This is a genomic window from Psychrobacter sp. ANT_WB68 (assembly GCF_008369115.1).
GTDB lineage: Bacteria > Pseudomonadota > Gammaproteobacteria > Pseudomonadales > Moraxellaceae > Psychrobacter.
The window spans coordinates 595,369-612,931 of sequence record NZ_VOAZ01000001.1 but is presented as its reverse complement, the minus strand read 5'-3'; the positions used below and the strand labels follow the sequence as shown (position 1 = coordinate 612,931).

Annotated in this window: 15 protein-coding genes; 14 read left to right on the top strand and 1 reads right to left on the bottom strand. The window is 42.3% G+C overall.

Features of this window, described 5'->3' with window-relative positions:
* Positions 1-3: 3 nt before the first annotated feature.
* The 5 genes from ccoO (at position 4) to FQ084_RS02605 (ending at position 4,660) form a co-directional block, all read left to right on the top strand.
* A complete protein-coding gene (gene ccoO / locus FQ084_RS02625) occupies positions 4-642 on the top strand; it encodes a cytochrome-c oxidase, cbb3-type subunit II (RefSeq protein ID WP_149489070.1) in 639 nt (212 codons plus the stop codon).
* Positions 642-824 (top strand): cbb3-type cytochrome oxidase subunit 3, encoded by a 183-nt coding sequence (locus tag FQ084_RS02620; RefSeq protein WP_149489069.1) that lies wholly within the window; start codon positions 642-644, stop codon positions 822-824. The genes ccoO and FQ084_RS02620 overlap by 1 nt, the downstream gene beginning before the upstream one ends.
* Positions 821-1,981, top strand: coding sequence for a cytochrome-c oxidase, cbb3-type subunit III (ccoP, locus tag FQ084_RS02615; RefSeq protein ID WP_149489068.1), 1,161 nt, complete (start codon positions 821-823; stop codon positions 1,979-1,981). The genes FQ084_RS02620 and ccoP overlap by 4 nt, the downstream gene beginning before the upstream one ends.
* A gap of 480 nt (positions 1,982-2,461) precedes the next feature.
* Complete coding sequence (gene ccoG, locus FQ084_RS02610; RefSeq protein ID WP_149489067.1) at positions 2,462-3,871, top strand: cytochrome c oxidase accessory protein CcoG; 1,410 nt, start codon at positions 2,462-2,464, stop codon at positions 3,869-3,871.
* Positions 3,872-4,078: 207 nt separating this feature from the next.
* The gene (locus FQ084_RS02605; protein WP_149489066.1) at positions 4,079-4,660 is read left to right on the top strand and encodes a FixH family protein; all 582 of its coding nucleotides are present in this window, start codon (positions 4,079-4,081) and stop codon (positions 4,658-4,660) included.
* Positions 4,661-4,820: 160 nt separating this feature from the next.
* Here FQ084_RS02605 and ttcA read toward each other — a convergent pair whose 3' ends face one another.
* Positions 4,821-5,981, bottom strand: coding sequence for a tRNA 2-thiocytidine(32) synthetase TtcA (gene ttcA, locus FQ084_RS02600; RefSeq protein ID WP_149489065.1), 1,161 nt, complete (start codon positions 5,979-5,981; stop codon positions 4,821-4,823).
* A 429-nt stretch (positions 5,982-6,410) separates the two neighbouring features.
* Between ttcA and queC the strand changes: the two genes are divergently transcribed.
* The 9 genes from queC to FQ084_RS02555 all read left to right on the top strand — a co-directional run bounded on the left by queC (position 6,411) and on the right by FQ084_RS02555 (position 17,394).
* Complete coding sequence (gene queC / locus FQ084_RS02595; RefSeq protein ID WP_223144852.1) at positions 6,411-7,127, top strand: 7-cyano-7-deazaguanine synthase QueC; 717 nt, start codon at positions 6,411-6,413, stop codon at positions 7,125-7,127.
* A gap of 343 nt (positions 7,128-7,470) precedes the next feature.
* Positions 7,471-7,800: a hypothetical protein gene (locus FQ084_RS02590; RefSeq protein WP_149489063.1), complete on the top strand. Its 330-nt coding sequence runs from the start codon at positions 7,471-7,473 to the stop codon at positions 7,798-7,800.
* A gap of 169 nt (positions 7,801-7,969) precedes the next feature.
* Complete coding sequence (locus FQ084_RS02585; protein WP_188032874.1) at positions 7,970-8,467, top strand: peroxiredoxin; 498 nt, start codon at positions 7,970-7,972, stop codon at positions 8,465-8,467.
* 77 nt (positions 8,468-8,544) lie between these two features.
* A complete protein-coding gene (locus tag FQ084_RS02580) occupies positions 8,545-10,044 on the top strand; it encodes a dihydrolipoyl dehydrogenase (RefSeq protein ID WP_149489062.1) in 1,500 nt (499 codons plus the stop codon).
* A gap of 235 nt (positions 10,045-10,279) precedes the next feature.
* Positions 10,280-11,467 (top strand): mechanosensitive ion channel family protein, encoded by a 1,188-nt coding sequence (locus tag FQ084_RS02575; RefSeq protein WP_262880631.1) that lies wholly within the window; start codon positions 10,280-10,282, stop codon positions 11,465-11,467.
* A gap of 217 nt (positions 11,468-11,684) precedes the next feature.
* Positions 11,685-13,991, top strand: a complete 2,307-nt coding sequence (gene rlmKL, locus FQ084_RS02570; RefSeq protein WP_149489060.1) for a bifunctional 23S rRNA (guanine(2069)-N(7))-methyltransferase RlmK/23S rRNA (guanine(2445)-N(2))-methyltransferase RlmL — start codon at positions 11,685-11,687, stop codon at positions 13,989-13,991.
* A gap of 323 nt (positions 13,992-14,314) precedes the next feature.
* The gene (locus FQ084_RS02565; RefSeq protein ID WP_025650997.1) at positions 14,315-14,890 is read left to right on the top strand and encodes a TerD family protein; all 576 of its coding nucleotides are present in this window, start codon (positions 14,315-14,317) and stop codon (positions 14,888-14,890) included.
* Between the two features lie 316 nt (positions 14,891-15,206).
* Complete coding sequence (locus FQ084_RS02560; protein ID WP_149489059.1) at positions 15,207-16,274, top strand: DUF475 domain-containing protein; 1,068 nt, start codon at positions 15,207-15,209, stop codon at positions 16,272-16,274.
* A gap of 544 nt (positions 16,275-16,818) precedes the next feature.
* A complete protein-coding gene (locus tag FQ084_RS02555; protein WP_149489058.1) occupies positions 16,819-17,394 on the top strand; it encodes a TerD family protein in 576 nt (191 codons plus the stop codon).
* Positions 17,395-17,563 lie beyond the last annotated feature (169 nt).

Genomic DNA, 17,563 nt, shown 5'->3' with positions numbered 1-17,563 from the left:
ATCATGTCTGGTACACCGCATGAAATTATTGAAAAAAATACCGGCTTGTTGGTTATCGGTATCGTTATTGCGATTAGCTTTGCAACGCTCGTTGAAATCGTACCACTGATATATGATAACAAGGGTCCTGAAGACGGCGGGGTGAACGCTCCCCTTCCCGCTATGGAGCCGTGGACGGCGCTTGAGTTTGAAGGTCGTGATATTTACATCCGCGAAGGTTGTCATGTTTGTCATACCCAAATGATTCGTCCACTACGTGCCGAAGTTGAACGTTATGGACCCTACTCACGTGCTGCTGAATCAACGTGGGATCACCCATTCTTATGGGGTTCGAAACGTACGGGTCCTGACTTGGCACGTGTTGGTGGACGCTATTCTGAAGATTGGCAAAAACAACATCTCATCGCGCCACGTTCATTAGTACCTGAATCAGTTATGCCTGGTTTCCCATGGCTTGCAACCAATGAAGTTAATGGTACTAACGTTCAAACCAAAATGCGTCTATTCCGTGATCGCTTCGGTGTGCCTTATACTGAAGAAGACATCGAAGGTGCGCCAGATGCTGTACTTGGTGCTACTGAGCTTGATGCTTTGGTTGCCTATTTACAGCAGTTAGGTACCTCAATGGAAGGACAGCGCTAATGGGTATTGGTGAATTACAAACAATTGCGACCGTTTCTGCCTTTGTTGCCTTCGTAGGCGTTGCATGGTGGGCGTATTCGCCAAAAAACAAAAAACGCTTCGAAGAAGATGCACAACTTGCGCTTGATGACGAGGATATAGAATCTCTGTCTGAAGAGCAGCGCAATAAGGATGAACGATGACATTTTTTTGGAGTTCTTGGATCACCATACTAAGTATTATGTGTTGGGCGGGTATCCTCGGTGTTTTGCTAATGGTCTTGAAATACAAGCCAGAAGTAGAAGAAGACGGTACCACAGGCCACACCTACGACGGTATTCAGGAATACGATAAGCCACTGCCTAAATGGTGGCTAGTGATATTTTTTGGCTCAATCATTTGGGGTGTCGCCTATTGGGTGTTCTTCCCTGCTATCTTTCCATCAAAATGGGAAGGTATCACAACCGTAGAAGTGGATGGTAAAACCTTACCATGGACTTCTCATAACGAGTTGAACAGCGAGCTTGAAAGTAATAACAAAGTATTTACCGATAACTTTGAGCAAAACATTTTGGCCAAAGCCGATGCGAGTGGTGCAACTAAAACCTTAGCTGCGCTTTCTGAGATGCAGGCAACCATGCGTCGCAGTGAGACACCGCCCGCAAATCTGCAAGCTCAGATTGATGAGAAGATTGCTGAGCTCGCGCCGTATGTAGAAAAGCTTGCTGAAAATCCAAATGCGTTAAAGGTCGGTAGTCGCTTATTCTTGCAGAACTGTGCCGTTTGTCATGGCTCCAACGCTAAAGGTGCGGTAGGCTATCCAAATCTGACCGATAATGACTGGTTATATGGCGGAGAAGCGGCAAATATTTTGACGACACTACATAATGGCCGAGTCGGTGGCATGGCAGCATGGCGTGATCAAATCGGTGAAGATGGTGTGCGTGCAGTGGCGGAATATGTTCTATCAATCTCTGGCAACCAACCAGGTTACGAGCTTGATAAAGCCCAAGTCGCTCAAGGTAAGGCAATCTTCAATGAGCCTACCAACTGTGTACTTTGTCATGGTCCAGATGCGAAAGGTATGACTTCTACTGGCGCGCCAAACTTAACAGATAATATCTGGTTGTATGGCGGCGATCGCGAAACCATTCGTGAAACCTTACGTTATGGCCGTGCTGGTGTTATGCCTGAGTGGGAAACCAAACTGGGTAATGAGCGTATTATGCTACTTGCTGCGTATGTTTACTCATTATCAGACAGAACTGCTCAACCTGCTAAAGCAAAAACAGTCTCTGCCCCTGCTCCTCAGGCAGCGACAACTGCTACAGCTACAGCGGAAACAACAGCAGCTAACTAATCATATTTAGTCAGTCGCTATATCGTAAATAAGTAAGTTTAAAAAAGGGAGGACTGTTATTGCAGTTCTCCCTTTTTAATTATATGAGTCACATTTGTTGTTCATTTGTGAAGTAAAACTATTGATAGTCTGATTAACAATGATGAGGTTTTGCGGTTGCTCATTTCTTATGGTAATCACCTCTGCTAGCTATCATTAATTATAATATAAGTGTTGCTTTTTAACATTCCTACCCCATTTATAGTAGGGAGAATGCTAAAATAGCAATCTATTAGAAACACTATTGAATCATTCATTTAAGCATATTTAAGTCAGTTATTTACAATCGCTCATTTGGTCGCTAAGGCATCCTATTTTGACTGCTTGTATATGTATCGCTACTTACTGACATTGATAACATTGCACTTTCATATACCTGAGTATCAACGGTATTTGTTCATCATGCCAGCAGACTGATTCTTTTTTTAAAGAGGCACGTTTATGTCAGCACAACAATCCAATAAAATCCCTGTCATCGAAGTCGATCTTAACGCCAATAAAAAACGTGTTCATCCCAGGTTTGTCACCGGATTTTATCAAAATATCCGTGTGATCAGTATGTATGCATTTTTGGCATTATTCCTGATTTTACCGTGGCTACGGTATAACGGTAGACAAGCAATCTGGTTTGATGTGCCGTCGCAGCATTATTATATTTTTGGCATGACTTTTTTGACGCAAGATTTTTACTTTATTGCCGCCTTTGCGCTTATTGCCGCCTTTACACTATTTATGGTGACCGTCTACGCCGGACGGGTGTGGTGCGGCTATGCGTGTCCCCAGACCATTTGGACGCATATGTTCCAATATGTTGAAAAACTGGTCATTGGCGATCGTAATAAGCGTATTAAGTTCGACAAAGAGCCCATGAGCCCGAAAAAAGTGTTTAAGCGCTCTTTGGTGTATTTTATCTGGTTTGTGTTTTCGATGATTACCGCCACGACTTTCGTCAGCTATGTGTCTGGTACGGAAGCGTTGTATCAAAATTGGCAGATGATAGGGTTTATCCCCTTCCCTGATTGGTCAACGTGGATATGGGTATCGATATTTATTTTTGCTTTCTCTACCTACGTCAATGCAGGCTATATGCGTGAGCAGATGTGTGTCCAAATCTGTCCTTATGGTCGCTTTCAAAGCGTGATGTTTGATAAAGATACGTTAATTGTCTCTTATGATTATGAGCGCGGTGAGCCTCGTGGTGCGCGTAAAAAAGGCACTAACCCTGAGAACTTGGGCGATTGTATCGAATGTCAGATGTGTGTTCAGGTGTGCCCAACTGGGATTGATATTCGCGACGGTTTACAGGTTGCCTGTATCCAGTGTGCCGCTTGTGTCGATGCTTGTAACGAGGTGATGGATAAAGTTGGCTACCCACGCGGGCTGATTCGTTATACGACAGAGCGTCAATTGGTCGAAAAAGAGCCAAGCAGAGTGTTCCGTCCACGCTTCTTTGCTTACTTAACGTTACTGACTGTGCTATGTGGCGGTGTGGTCTATGCGCTGACAGACCGTGTACCACTAGAGATTGATATTCGCCGTGACCGCAATCAGTTGTCTTCACTGAATCAACAAGGCATGATTGAGAACAGCTATATCGTCAAACTGACTAATAAAACACAAGAGCCCCACACTTATCAGATTACCCTTGAGCCACAAAATGGCTTGAGTTTAGAGTTACGCTTTAACGATGTACCGCTTGAAGCGGGTGAAAGCTTTGACATGCCAGTTAGTATTTATGGTGACCCAGATGTGATTGAATTTGGTCAGACCCCGGTTACCTTAAATGTGAAGAGTGAAGATGGTAAGTACAACGTCAGCAAACAAAATATCTTTACGACTCAAGGTCAGTAAGCCTCAGGATTATCTTGAGCTATTGCGTTATTAAAAGCTTAACTAACATACTGTTATATAATTCACTTGTTGGCAAACAGCCCGCAAGTGAACCATTTATCATTAAACTGGCAGCATTAAGCCGCTAGACTATCCGTTGATACCATTTATAAATATCCAACTAATAACTGGATTTCTATAAATAAGTATCTGTTTAATAGGTATTTTATGTCTACTCCAGCACCGAATTTTAAGCATCAAGACAGCCAGCCATGGTACAAGAACTATATGGTGGTTATCTTTGTGATTGGCATGCCAGCATTTGTTGTGATTGCTTGCATCTGGTTCGTTTATTATTCCTACCAAATACGCGACAGTGTGGTACGTGACGATTGGTATATGGATGGTAAAACCCTTTACCATGACGTTTCGCGTGATAAGCTCACTTACGATTTGGATTTACACGGTAAGATGCAGTTTGCTGATAATGGCGATATCGTGTTTTATTTAAACTATCCAGAGCAAAGCTTGCAGTCAGGTAAATTGTTAAACGGCGAGCCTGTTACGTACCCTGATACCTTGGATCTGTCTATTTCTCATGCCACCGATATCAAAAAAGATCGTGATGTGGTCTTAAAGCATCAAGAAGGCAATAAATATAGCGCCCAAGTAGATATCGACCCTGTCAAAGCCAAATACTACTTACAAGTCAGTAATGACGGCAAGGATGACTGGCGCATGCAAGATGTGGCAAAATTGCCGCGTTCAGAGGTGACTTTCAATCCACTACAAGTTTTTGCTCAAAGCTAGTTCATATATATATTTAACAAGCAATCAACTTGTGAAAACATAAAAAAACCAGCCATTTATTACTAATGTGCTGGTTTTTTATCGCCCTAACTTTATAAGACTAGCTTTATGAAACTCACTTGGTAGTAGTTTACCAACAGCATCTGAAATAATTAGCTAACTAAATAACGGGGTTAATTGTTGGAATTTTCTTTGTCATACGGTTGCTTTTATCAGTCTCAGCCGTTGCTTCTGTGTACTGATGACTGGCAAATTTTGGATTAAAGGCTTGGGTTCTTGGTGATACAGGTAAGCCAATCTCAGCCAGACTATCAGTCTGCCCTGCTTGGATATTATCCCCTTCAAATAAGCGCTCATTGTCATCACGCTCAAGGCTTAATGTCTCAAAATCAAATAACTCACGATCGGCTAATTGCGACGGTGCTACGTTTTGCATCGCTTTAAAGATAGAGGCTAAACGCTGTGGATGGGCATCATCCCATTCGCGTAGCATGTCATTGATAATCGCCCGTTGTAGATTGGTTTGGCTACCGCACAGATTACATGGAATAATCGGGAATTCTTTTAAACGGGCATATTCAACAATGTCCTTTTCTTCAACGTACGCGAGCGGACGAATAAGCAAGTTTTGCTTATCATCGCTGAGCAATTTAGGCGGCATAGATTTAAGCGCGCCACCGTGGAATAAGTTTAAAAAGAAAGTCGCCAACATATCATCGCGATGGTGCCCAAGGGCAATTTTGGTCGCGCCTATTTGCTTAGCAAAGCCATATAGTGAGCCGCGACGTAAGCGCGAACATGCTGAACAATAAGTCTTGCCTTCTGGCACCACGCTTTTAACGATACTATAGGTATCTTTTTCTAAAATATAATGCGCGATACCTTGCTCGTTCAGATAAGCGGGTAAAACATCCTCAGGATAACCGGGCTGCTTTTGATCGAGATTAACCGCGACGATATCAAAGCTAATCGGCGCAATACGCTTTAAGACTAGTAAAATATCTAACAGAGTATAACTGTCTTTGCCACCTGACACACAAACCATGACGACATCGCCATCTTCAATCATATTAAAGTCGCGAATCGCCCATGATACTTGACGGCGTAGCTTTTTCTGTAGCTTGCGAAATTGTGCCGTTTCAGTCGGTAGTTGTTGAGTAGGTGACGATTGCTCTGCCACATCAACATCATTTGTAGCCGCGTCAGCGATATCAGCATCTAAACCATAGCTATCCCAACCAGTATCGGAAGAACCAGTATCCGTAGAGGCAGCATCAAACTGAGGGGTGATTTTTGGCGTAAACAAGGTCGCTACGGTCATAAGTTACTCAATATCTTTACAAGGTTGATTTTGCTATAAAGCAGTCCGCAATATTGCTTAGCACACGGGCTTTAAAAGCAGCGATTATAACAAATTTTGCTAACAGATTGAAAATATGACGTTAATTGATTGGGCTAAATATCAAAGCTGCTTAAAACGCTTATTTAACTTTAAATCACCACCCATCCTTAACTGCCTGTTTTTGACCAATAATACAGTGATGACTGAATGACTCTTTAATCACACCTTAATCATGCTTTAATCCTCTTTTAATAACACCCTCAAGGTTCTGTAATGGTGCTATTTTTGCTAAAATAGACGTTTGCCATAAATCCATATTTTCGTAAACCAATAATAGATGCCACTATGACTTATGTTACTCCGCAGACCTCCTCTCCCCATTCACAAGACGATGCTAACTTGACTTCCCTGCATAAAAGCCAAAATGCCGTAGTGCTACTGTCAGGCGGGCTTGATTCCGTGACTTGTTTGTATTGGGCAAAGGCGCGCTATGCTTCTGTGACAGCAGTCAGTTTTAACTATGGTCAACGTCACAATAGTGAGCTTGTCGCCGCCAAAGCCATCGCTGAGAAGGCAGAAGTCAATCATCGAGTTATCGATATCGATATCGCTCAGCTTGGCGGCTCGTCATTAACTGACCACAGCATGATTATCCCTGATGGCGATACGGATAAATTCCCGAGTAAAAATCGTGATGAGATTGATAATGACACCATTCCAAATACCTATGTGCCTGCGCGTAATACGATATTTTTATCTTATGCCTTGGCAGTCGCTGAAGTGATCGATGCCAATCATATCGTCATTGGGGTGAGCTCAGTCGACTATTCAGGCTACCCTGATTGCCGCCCAGAATATATCGCCGCCTTTGAACACATGGCTAACCTTGCCACCAAAGCTGGCGTTACAGGTCATCATTTATCGATTCAAACACCGCTCCAGCAGTTATCCAAAGCCAAAACCATCGAGCTTGGTTTATCGTTAGGTGTCGATTATGGGCAGACGATTTCTTGTTATCAAGCAGATGCGAATGGTCTTGCCTGCGGCGTCTGTGACAGCTGTGCGCTGCGTCGTCAAGGATTTGCTCAAGCTGGCGTTGCTGACCCTACACATTATCAGTCTTAATGGCATAAATAAAGGCTCTGCAAAATTACTTATAACTCTCTGAAAATGCAAGTATAAATACCTTAACAAAGAAGATGGTTAAATATTTGCGCAACATTCGCTTGCATTAACACAGCACGCTGCCGTTGTATTTTAAGCGATTTAATTGTTATGGTATGGACGACTATGTCAGTGACCAGATATCAGTACTGATAGTTGGGTAAATATAATGAGCGACATCTAGATGAAGAACTGCTTATATATTTACCTATATAAATGACAAGACCCGTGACGAAATAAAACGAACAAGATTTTTATTTGCCTATAAAATATGAAAGATTGACGCGATCTATAGAGGATGTTTATGAAGTTGTTGCCTGTATTACCCCTAGCTCTAGCTGCTCTTTTTGCCTTGCCACAAGCAAACGCTGCTGATATCAAGCAAAACAATATCAATACCTGTGTCAATGGCGCGGTCAAATATAAGGTCGCTGACAAAAATACGGCGACCAAATTATGTAAATGCACCATTGGTGTCCGCAGCAATATGACCATCGGTCAGATGTGGGAAATTGAAAGCTACGCGCAAGATAAAAAAGACCCTTCGACCTTACCTTACGTGAAGAAAATGCAGAATGACTTGCAGCAATGCACGGTTGGTTTGGATCTCAAGCAGCCACAAAAACCTGCTTAAACCACGCAAAAGATATCTGCTGCAAAATAAAAAAGACTGGTCATTGCCAGTCTTTTTTGTTGCGAATGAATAAGTGAAGTGTAAACTGAGTATTTATTGCGATGAATCTGCCTATAATAACAATGCACACCATCATATATGCATCACTAAACCTAATAAGGATTTTATAATGGCAAAGCCGACTACCGAGACTATCGCCCTACCTGATTTTCCCGTCACCATTGTGCGCGAGCTAGATGGTAACTTTATTCATGACGACATCAGTCTAAAAGAGCTGGTCGCTCATACCGATAAAGGACTGATTCTCTATTTTTATCCCAAAGACAATACTCCAGGCTGTACAACCCAAGCGACAGAGTTCACCGCTCAGCTCAATGAGTTTGATGAATTGGGTTACGATATCATTGGTGTCTCGCGTGATAGCGTCGAATCTCACGAAAAATTTATCGCTAAACACAATCTCAATATCGCGCTTATCAGTGATAGTGATGAGAAATTGTGCCAGTATTTTGATGTTATTAAAGAAAAAAATATGTACGGCAACATTGCCTTAGGTCTTGTACGTTCAGCATTTGTCTTTGATAAAAATGGCACGCTAACTCATGCGCAACGCAATTTACGTGCTGCAGGCTATACTGAGCGCTTACTTAATACGTTAACGCCTTAATTTCTTAATGGCCTTTTTCATAGTTTTTTTGTGCAAATCTATCACCTAATATTAAATCCTCCTTACTTGAGAATAATATGAATAAACAGCCTGACAGCGCTGCGGACAACAGCCCTCACAAAAAAGTGACGCGTAAAGTATCTGTTGCGGTCATTGGTGCCGGTACCGCCGGTCAAAACGCCTTTCGCCAAGCCAGAAAACTAAAAGACGATGTGCTGATTATTAATGAGGGGTTTTGGACAACGACCTGCATCGCTGTTGGTTGTATGCCTAGCAAATTATTGATTGCCGCTGCTGACCGCGCGCATGAAGCCAATCATTCTGGCGAGTTCGGTGTGCATGCCAGCGCACAAATAGATGGCAAACAAGTTATGGAGCGGGTCCGCGCTGAGCGCAGTCATTTTGCCAGCTACATTGAAGAGCAAGTGGAAAGCTGGCCTGCAGAGACAAAAATAGCAGGTCGTGCTCATATCAATAAACAAGGTTTAATTGAAATCAATGATGAGCTGATCGCAGCAGATAAAATTATCGTGGCCACGGGTAGCTCAACCTTTATCCCAGAGGGTTGGGCTGACAAGCTTGGCGACACGTTACTTACCTCCGATAGCGTCTTTGAGCTGCCTGATTTACCAAAGTCACTAGCAGTGGTTGGCGCAGGTGCTATCGGCTTAGAGCTTGCTCAAGCCTTTACACGTTTAGGCGTGAACGTTACTTTGTTTAATCGTGTCAAACGCGTGGCGGGTCTAAAAGACGATGATATTAATAATAAAGCCATTGATTGTTTAAATCGTGAGCTGACCATGCATTTGGGTAGTAAAATTATCGAGGTTGGCACTCAAGCAGTTGCAGGCCATGACAGCTCAGCCGCATTTATTGACTATGAAGATAGTGCTGGCGCGGCACAGCAGTGGCAAGGTGAATATATACTGGTTGCCACAGGTCGTCGCAATAATATCGATACATTAGGTGTTGAAAATCTAGGTGTTGAGCTTGATGATAAAAACCGTCCAAAACAGCTTGATAAAAAAACCGGTAAAATCGGTGATTTAGAAGTCTATATCGTTGGTGATGCCAATGCTCATTTGCCTTTATTGCATGTTGCCAGCGATGAAGGTTTTAGTGCTGGCAGTTTAGTATGTGACAATAAGAAAGACGCCTATATTCGCCCTCCTACCACACCTTTCTCTATCGTATTCTGCTCTCCGCAAATCGTTAACGTCGGCATGTCGCTACCCGAAATCCAAGCAGATCCAGAGCTTGAATATGTGATTGGGAAAGTGAGTTTTGACAACCAAGGACGTAGCCGCGTGATGGGTGTCAACTGCGGTCTATTGCATATTTATGGTTGCAAAAAGACCGATAGAATTTTAGGCGCGAGCATGGTCGGTCCTGATACTGAGTATATCGGGCATATATTGGCCATGGCGATTACCAACGATTTGAGTGTTAAAGACATGCTTGATACGCCTTTTTATCATCCGACGATACTAGAAGGTTTGCGTACGGCATTGCATGATGTTCAGCGACTGATGAAGATACCTTATCAGTCGCATGATACCCAGGAAGGCAATTTTTAAGTATCTGCTTTTAAGTGCGTACTTTTAAAAAACTGCTCTTAAGAAACCGTTTTTAAAAGACTTAGCAGCAAGATTATTTAATGGAATTATGCTTCGTTGTTTTAAGTTAGTGCTCAAATGCTCACCCGAAGCACTCGAGGTCATACTTGATTTTCCTGAGCAATTTGAGTTAATTTATAATGAGAATTTTTCAATACCTATTTTATTTAGCCTTAAACCTTGCATGGATAAAACAATGGCAATCGCTAGTATTACTGACTTCTTTCAAGAGATTGTTCGCGACCTACATACTAGCCTATACCTTGCTATCGGCGGCACGATAGAGGAAGACTCCTTAGACTGGTCAGCTAAATCAGTAGAATTGGTAAGTACGGGCATCAAAATCCTAATACTGCTGGCGGTATTGGGGTTTTTTTATTGGCTTGCTATCTACATTGTCAAAAAAAGCAAAGCCAGAATTCGACTCAATGAGCGCCGGTCCAAAATTGTCCGCTCAGTGCTACGCTATATTTGGATCGTAACCAGTTTCATTGCCATTATGAGTCAGCTTAATTTTGAGCCAGAGACGGTCAAAGCCACTGCAAAGGCCAGTACTTGGGCGGGTATCTATTATGTTCTATGGACGTCATCGGGACAAATCATTCATAAGATTTTGCAACATTATGGTCTGAATGCTTCTATCGAGCAGCTACTCAAAAATATTTTGTCCGTGCTGTTATTGGTATTAGGGCTTGCCAGCGTCATGGCACAATTTGGCTTTGATATCGTCTCTTTGGTGGCAGGTTTAGGTATCGCCGGTTTGGCCGTCGGCTTTGCTGCCCAATCAACGCTTGCCAACTTTATCGCTGGCATTACCATTTTGCTTGAGCAATCGTTTCAAGTAGGTGACTGGGTAAATATCAATGACAATGAAGGGCGCGTCGTGGTTATCGCTTTACGGACAACTCATGTTTTAACCCGTGACAATATTACCGTCATTATCCCTAACTCAAACGTTGCCTCCTCTGTGGTCACCAATTTAACCTCGAAAAACTTTATACGCTTTGATATCCGCATGCGCATTGCTTTTGAAGATGATATCGATAAGGCACGCGAGGTTATTTTGCAGGTACTGTCTGATAGTGAAGTGGTACTCAAACGCCCTGAAACCTCAGCGACCGTCGACGAGATTGGCGAATATGGCGTGTTCTTTATCGTGCGTTTTTGGGTCAAGCCTGCGGCAGTTGCGCGTATGCCAAAAATCAAAGAAGGGCTACGAGAGCATATCAAACGTGCCTTTGATGCTGCGAACATCTCAACGCCTTACCCGCATATGCGCCTGCTCATGCCAAAAGATGTCGATTATCCTATCGCTACCAAACCATTTGCCACCACTACCCAATTGGTTACAGAAGAAGTATCGCTGAAAAAAGACGGCAATTAACGGCTTGATGATATTAAAAACAAATGATGAATCATATTTTTAAGCTGACGATAGACAGCAGTGCTTTCTGTAATGTTTTAAAAACACGGCATCTTAAACACAGCCTGTTAAACAATGCCACTTTAAACCATCCATGGTGTAATTATGGTAAAATTGCCCGTTAAACATCTTATTTTATGATGTGCATTATTTATCAATTTAGCCCACAGGTATCCGTATGACCGAAACAACCACGCCCACTTCTCTACCAGCCGCTTCAGCAGAGTTGTCGCTTGACCTTATTATCACCTGTGCCGATGGGCTTGAGGCACCGCTACAAACTGAGCTGACCAGTTTCGGTATTACAAGTGACATCAAAAGTACCGGTCGTTTGGCGGTGACTGGTACCTTGCGTGACCTATACACCATTTGCTTATGGTCGCGCGTTGCGTCGCGGGTATTGATGCTGATTAAACGCAAAAATATCAATACTGAATACGATGTGGCAGAACAGCTTTATGGTTTGGCAAAATCGGTTGATTGGACGGAGCAGTTTAGCTTAGAGCAAACGTTTGCCATTCGTCTATCGGTTGATAAACGTGTCGCCGTCAGTCAGCAGTTTGCCATGCTGCGTATTAAAGATGCGATTGCCGATACCTTTAATGAGGTGTATGACAGCCGTCCTAACGTCGATAGTAAAAACCCAGATTTTTCTGTGTTTGCAACCGTCAATGACAAGCAAGCTGAGCTGTATCTAGATTTATCAGGGACCAGTTTACATCGTCGTGGTTACCGTGTCGCTATGACCGAAGCGCCATTAAAAGAGAACTTAGCAGCGGCATTGCTTTACAGCGCAGGCTGGCATAAGAAAAATGAAGAAGGTAATGCACCTTTATACAATGCTCTGATTGACCCAATGTGTGGTTCTGGCACCTTTATTATCGAAGCATTACTCATGCATTGCGATTATGCCGTGGGTATCGATAAAGCGGCCAATCAATTTGGTTTTTACCAATGGCAGCATCATGACGATGCTCTATGGCAAGAAATGATTGACGATGCACAAACCCGTTTCCGTGAAGCCTTGGCCATTACCAACGAGCAGCCAGATACTTTACCACTAATTTTGGGCTTTGATGCCGATAGCGGCGCGATTTTGGCAACAGAAAAAAACCTTATTGCTGCAGGTTTACAGGACTTATTACCACTACTCGACCTTGAGACTCGCGCCCTTGACCAACTAAGTCGCGTCTTAAAGCCGTTGGTTGATGATGGGCGCTTAAGCAACCCTCTGGTCATTACCAATCCACCTTATGGTGAGCGCTTGGGTGATGAGGAGATGATTAAACCTTTGTATCAAGCGATTGGGATGATTCTACAAGACAGTTTTGCAGGTAGTGGTGTAACACCAATGTTGGGCATATTAGCGTCTAACGTCGAACAGGTCGATATATTGCCAATTAAAGAGCCAAAAACCTTGCGTTGTCATAATGGTGCCATCACGGTTTATTTCCGCTATGGAACATTGATTGCTGGGCAAACAGGTAATCTGGTCAGTCGCTTTGAAAAACGTGAGATTGAAGTAGAAGAGGGACAAGACTTTATCAACCGCTTGCAAAAAAATCTTGCCAAGCTGAAGAAGCTGGCTAAAAAAGACAATGTGAGTAATTTACGCGTTTATAATGCTGATTTGCCCGACTTCAAGGTAGCTGTCGATTTATATGGCGATTATGTGCACGTGCAAGAATACGCGCCACCAAAAACCATTCCACCTGAGACCGCTAAAAAACGCTTTAATTTGGCCTTGATGGGCATTCGTGAAGTCTTTGGTATTAACCGTGAACAGATTTTCATTAAAACTCGTGCCCGTCAATCGGGTAATGACCAATATAGCAAACAGGGCAATACCGAAAAACGTGGCAAGTTTTATGTCGCTCGTGAAGATGGCGCGTATTTCTATGTCAACTTTACCGATTATCTCGATACGGGATTGTTTATTGACCATCGTAATATGCGTGCGCGCATTAAAGACAATAGTCGTGGCAAAGCCGTCCTAAACTTATTTGCTTATACTTGCACAGCAAGTGTCCATGCGGCGCTAGCTGGCGCGAAAAAAGTTACCAGTGTTGATTTATCACAAAACTATCTTGATTGGGGCAAACAAAACTTTGTGCTCAATGGTTTGGATGTCAGTCGAAACAAGTATCAATTCGTTGCCGCCGATATTTTTGAGTGGATTAAAGACAATACTGAGCAATTCGATATTATTTTTATTGATCCACCAACCTTTTCGAACTCGAAAAAGTTCCAAGGTACCTTTGATGTGCAGCGTGATCATACGGCGCTCATTAATCGCGCGATGAATCGCTTGACGGCTGACGGCATTTTGTATTTTTCGAACAACTTTACCCGCTTTGAGCTCGATGAGCAGTTAACTGAGCGCTACGACATTATTGATATTACCCAAAAAACCATTGGTTTTGATTTTGATATTAAAAAGCCGATTCATCAGAGTTTTGAGATTCGTCATCGCCAAAGCTTTTAATTACAAACAGTGATGAAAGATAGTGATTAGAATGGGTGAAATAAAAACGAACATTAGCGGAAAAATGACAGTAAGCTGAACTTTGACCCAAAGTCATAGGCTCAATCTGATATGAAACACAACAATGACCCAATCGGCTTTGATTGGGTCATTTTTTGTTGCTATGATAGAGCGTTCCTAAGTAATAGTTAAGCGATGGTTTTATGTGCATTTCAATCCCGCTATCGCTTGTACTTATATAGTTATAGTCTTTAATTTTATAGTTTTAATATTTATAACGTTAATCTTAAAACCTTTCCTACTCTAATAACAAGGACAATCCCATGGCTTTATCACTTAATAAAGGCGGTAACTTATCGCTAACCAAAACGGATCCAAATTTAACCAAGCTGCTTATCGGTCTTGGTTGGGATGAGCGCGCCACCTCTGGTGCTGAGTTCGATCTTGATGCCAGTGTATTTTTACTCAGCACCGCGGGCAAAGTACGCGGCGACCATGATTTTATCTTTTATAACCAGCTTAAATCTGATAATGGCGCCGTTGAGCATACTGGTGACAACCGTACGGGTGAAGGCGATGGTGATGATGAAGTCGTCAAAGTCAACCTCACCCAAGTTCCTGCTGATGTCGATAAAATCGTCGTCACCGTGACTATCCATGATGCAGCAGCTCGTAGCCAAAACTTTGGTCAAGTGGCCAATGCGTTTATTCGTGTCGTGAATGAAGAAACAGGCACTGAAGTGGTACGTTTTGACTTAGCAGAAGACTATTCTGTTGAGACAGCGATGGTGTTTGGCGAAGTTTATCGCCATAACGGTGAATGGAAATTCCGCGCGGTTGGTCAAGGCTATTCAGGTGGTCTGCAAGCCATGTGTCAACAGTATGGCGTCGATATCTAATACAAATATTAAGGTAATAACTTAATATCTATAGGTATATCGGTATCTTATCCTTACCTTTAGTCAACCTTAATAAAATGATCACGTCCAAAACATAAAGCAGGTCTTAGCTATCTGTGCATAGTCACCATGAGCCGCTATTTTGGCGGTAAAACATGGTTGCAAAATAGTCACAATTATTCATAGCTAAAAGACTGGTAATGCTTTGTGTTTCGTTTAGAATTGTGCAAAAAAGTGGTTAGCGATAACCGCTTTTTTTGCGGTTTGTGTTTATAATAGACCGACCTTAGCTTTATGCAACCAGACAGGATGTGTCATGAGACATTTTTATTTAGACTTTATCTTCACTATTATTGCCCTAGCGGTAGCGGCATGGTGGGGATATTCACACGGCGGTATAGGCGGTATGATAACCACCTTATCTATTACCGCTATTTTGGCCGTCATGGAGATTTCATTATCATTTGATAATGCAGTGGTCAACGCCTCAGTTCTTAAAGGCTGGGACGAATTTTGGAAAAAGATTTTCTTAACCGTCGGTATTTTAGTTGCTGTATTTGGTATGCGCTTGGTATTCCCTATTGTCATCGTTGCAGTGACTGCCGACCTTGGTATTATGCAAGTGGTCGACTTAGCCTTAAACGATCCGAAAGAATATTCAGCAAGACTGTTAGCACACCATGCTGAAATTTCAGCTTTTGGCGGTATCTTCTTATTATTGGTGTTCTTAAACTTTATCTTTGACGATAAAGAAGTGCATTGGTTTGACTGGCTCGAAAGCCGTTTGGCAAAATTGGGTAAAGTCGATGCCATGAGCGTGTTTGTAGCGCTTATTGTCTTGATGATTGCAGTATCATTTGCCAACCCTAATCAATCAGCTGCGGTTCTAATCGCTGGCGTTTGGGGTATCTTGGTATACCTTGGCGTACAGGTTGTTTCTGGTATGCTTGAGGGTGACCTTGAAGAAGATTTAGAAAACGAAGAAAATGGCTCGGGTGCTGCCGCGACCAGTGCGATTATGAAAGGCGGTATTATCGGCTTCTTATACTTAGAAGTCCTTGATGCCTCGTTCAGTTTCGATGGCGTAATTGGCGCATTTGCGATTACCAATGACGTTATCGTGATTATGCTTGGTCTTGCAATCGGTGCGATGTTTGTACGTTCGATGACCATCTTCTTGGTTGATAAAGGCACACTGGATGAGTTTGTCTATCTTGAGCATGGCGCACACTATGCCATCGGCGCTTTAGCAATTATTATGCTATTGTCAGTGAAATTCCATGTGCCAGAGATTATTACTGGTCTTATCGGTATTGCCTTTATTGGTTGGGCTTTCGTTGCGTCACTCAATTATCGCAAGCAACAAGCAAAGTCCATTACTTAATTTTAGTTTGACTTTTTATGTTGACCTAATAAGTAAAAAAAGCTTTAGTAAAGCATCGTAGCAATGACAGGTTATATCAAGCAATTGGTATACCCTGTTTTTTTATGCCTGATTTATTTCCGGTCTTATTGTTAAAGCTGTTAAAGAATCGTTATAATCAACTTTAATTTAATAGTGATATTTTGGTCGCAGTGTATCACTAACCATGAGTTTAGTTTTGATAACAATATCTTAACTATTATTGCTGAGATTGTTAAAAAGTATCAGACCTGCAGCATTCCTTATCGCTTAGTAAACATATCGTAAGCACACAAAATACGCCTTGCTTAGTAAGCAAACGCTTAGTATAGTAAAACGTAATGATAGGCAGGACATAGCTTACAGATAGATAGCAGGTCTGCAACTAAAGTTGTTATTAGTGGGTCTGTTATCGGTGTATCGTTCAGCAGCACTGCCCTATTTTTAGTAAATTTTTTAATAAATTATTTTCTTATTAAATGTTGATTCACCCAATCCATCAATTATTAATCCAAAGGATATTTATATGGCTATTAGCTTAACAAAAGGCGGCAACGTAAACTTATCAAAAGAAGCGCCAGGTTTAACCAATATCACGGTCGGTCTTGGCTGGGATCCACGTGCTACTGACGGTCAAGAGTTTGACTTAGATGCGATTGGCTTTTTGGTCAATGAAGCAGGTAAAGTCCGTAACGACCAAGACTTTATCTTCTTTAATAACTTAAAGTCAGACAACGGTGCGGTTGAGCACACAGGCGATAACCGTACTGGTGAAGGCGACGGCGATGACGAAAAAATCAAAATCAACCTAGCTAGTATCCCAGCTGACGTCAGCAAAGTTGCTATCTGTGCCATCATCTATGAAGGCCAAGCCCGTAACCAAAACTTTGGTCAAGTTGGTGATGCTTATATCCGTGTGGTCAATGACAATGGCGAAGCTGAAATTGCACGTTATGACCTATCAGAAGACGGTAGCACTGAAACGGCAATGATCTTTGGTGAATTATATCGCCATAGCGGTGACTGGAAATTCCGCGCAGTTGGTCAAGGCTTTAGCGGTGGTCTTGGACCATTAGCGGCTTCTTATGGTGTAAACGTTTAACGTTAAAATTAACGTCATGGTTTTATACGATAACTATCCGTAAGACTATTATCGCAATCGACTATTTGATTGCGATAGAGATAAGCCATCAAGTGCGTCTTTTTAAAGCATTTGATGGCTTTAAATGTAATTGGCTGGCTTAAATTAAAAACACCAGTTTTTATAAAAA

Excerpts from the sequence above, each read along its gene's own strand:
- ccoO (WP_149489070.1), top strand. The coding sequence starts at position 4 with ATGTCTGGTACACCGCATGAAATTATTGAAAAAAATACCGGCTTGTTG.
- FQ084_RS02620 (WP_149489069.1), top strand. The coding sequence starts at position 642 with ATGGGTATTGGTGAATTACAAACAATTGCGACCGTTTCTGCCTTTGTT.
- ccoP (WP_149489068.1), top strand. The coding sequence starts at position 821 with ATGACATTTTTTTGGAGTTCTTGGATCACCATACTAAGTATTATGTGT.
- ccoG (WP_149489067.1), top strand. The coding sequence starts at position 2,462 with ATGTCAGCACAACAATCCAATAAAATCCCTGTCATCGAAGTCGATCTT.
- FQ084_RS02605 (WP_149489066.1), top strand. The coding sequence starts at position 4,079 with ATGTCTACTCCAGCACCGAATTTTAAGCATCAAGACAGCCAGCCATGG.
- ttcA (WP_149489065.1), bottom strand. The coding sequence starts at position 5,981 with ATGACCGTAGCGACCTTGTTTACGCCAAAAATCACCCCTCAGTTTGAT.
- FQ084_RS02590 (WP_149489063.1), top strand. The coding sequence starts at position 7,471 with ATGAAGTTGTTGCCTGTATTACCCCTAGCTCTAGCTGCTCTTTTTGCC.
- FQ084_RS02585 (WP_188032874.1), top strand. The coding sequence starts at position 7,970 with ATGGCAAAGCCGACTACCGAGACTATCGCCCTACCTGATTTTCCCGTC.
- FQ084_RS02580 (WP_149489062.1), top strand. The coding sequence starts at position 8,545 with ATGAATAAACAGCCTGACAGCGCTGCGGACAACAGCCCTCACAAAAAA.
- FQ084_RS02575 (WP_262880631.1), top strand. The coding sequence starts at position 10,280 with ATGGCAATCGCTAGTATTACTGACTTCTTTCAAGAGATTGTTCGCGAC.
- rlmKL (WP_149489060.1), top strand. The coding sequence starts at position 11,685 with ATGACCGAAACAACCACGCCCACTTCTCTACCAGCCGCTTCAGCAGAG.
- FQ084_RS02565 (WP_025650997.1), top strand. The coding sequence starts at position 14,315 with ATGGCTTTATCACTTAATAAAGGCGGTAACTTATCGCTAACCAAAACG.
- FQ084_RS02560 (WP_149489059.1), top strand. The coding sequence starts at position 15,207 with ATGAGACATTTTTATTTAGACTTTATCTTCACTATTATTGCCCTAGCG.
- FQ084_RS02555 (WP_149489058.1), top strand. The coding sequence starts at position 16,819 with ATGGCTATTAGCTTAACAAAAGGCGGCAACGTAAACTTATCAAAAGAA.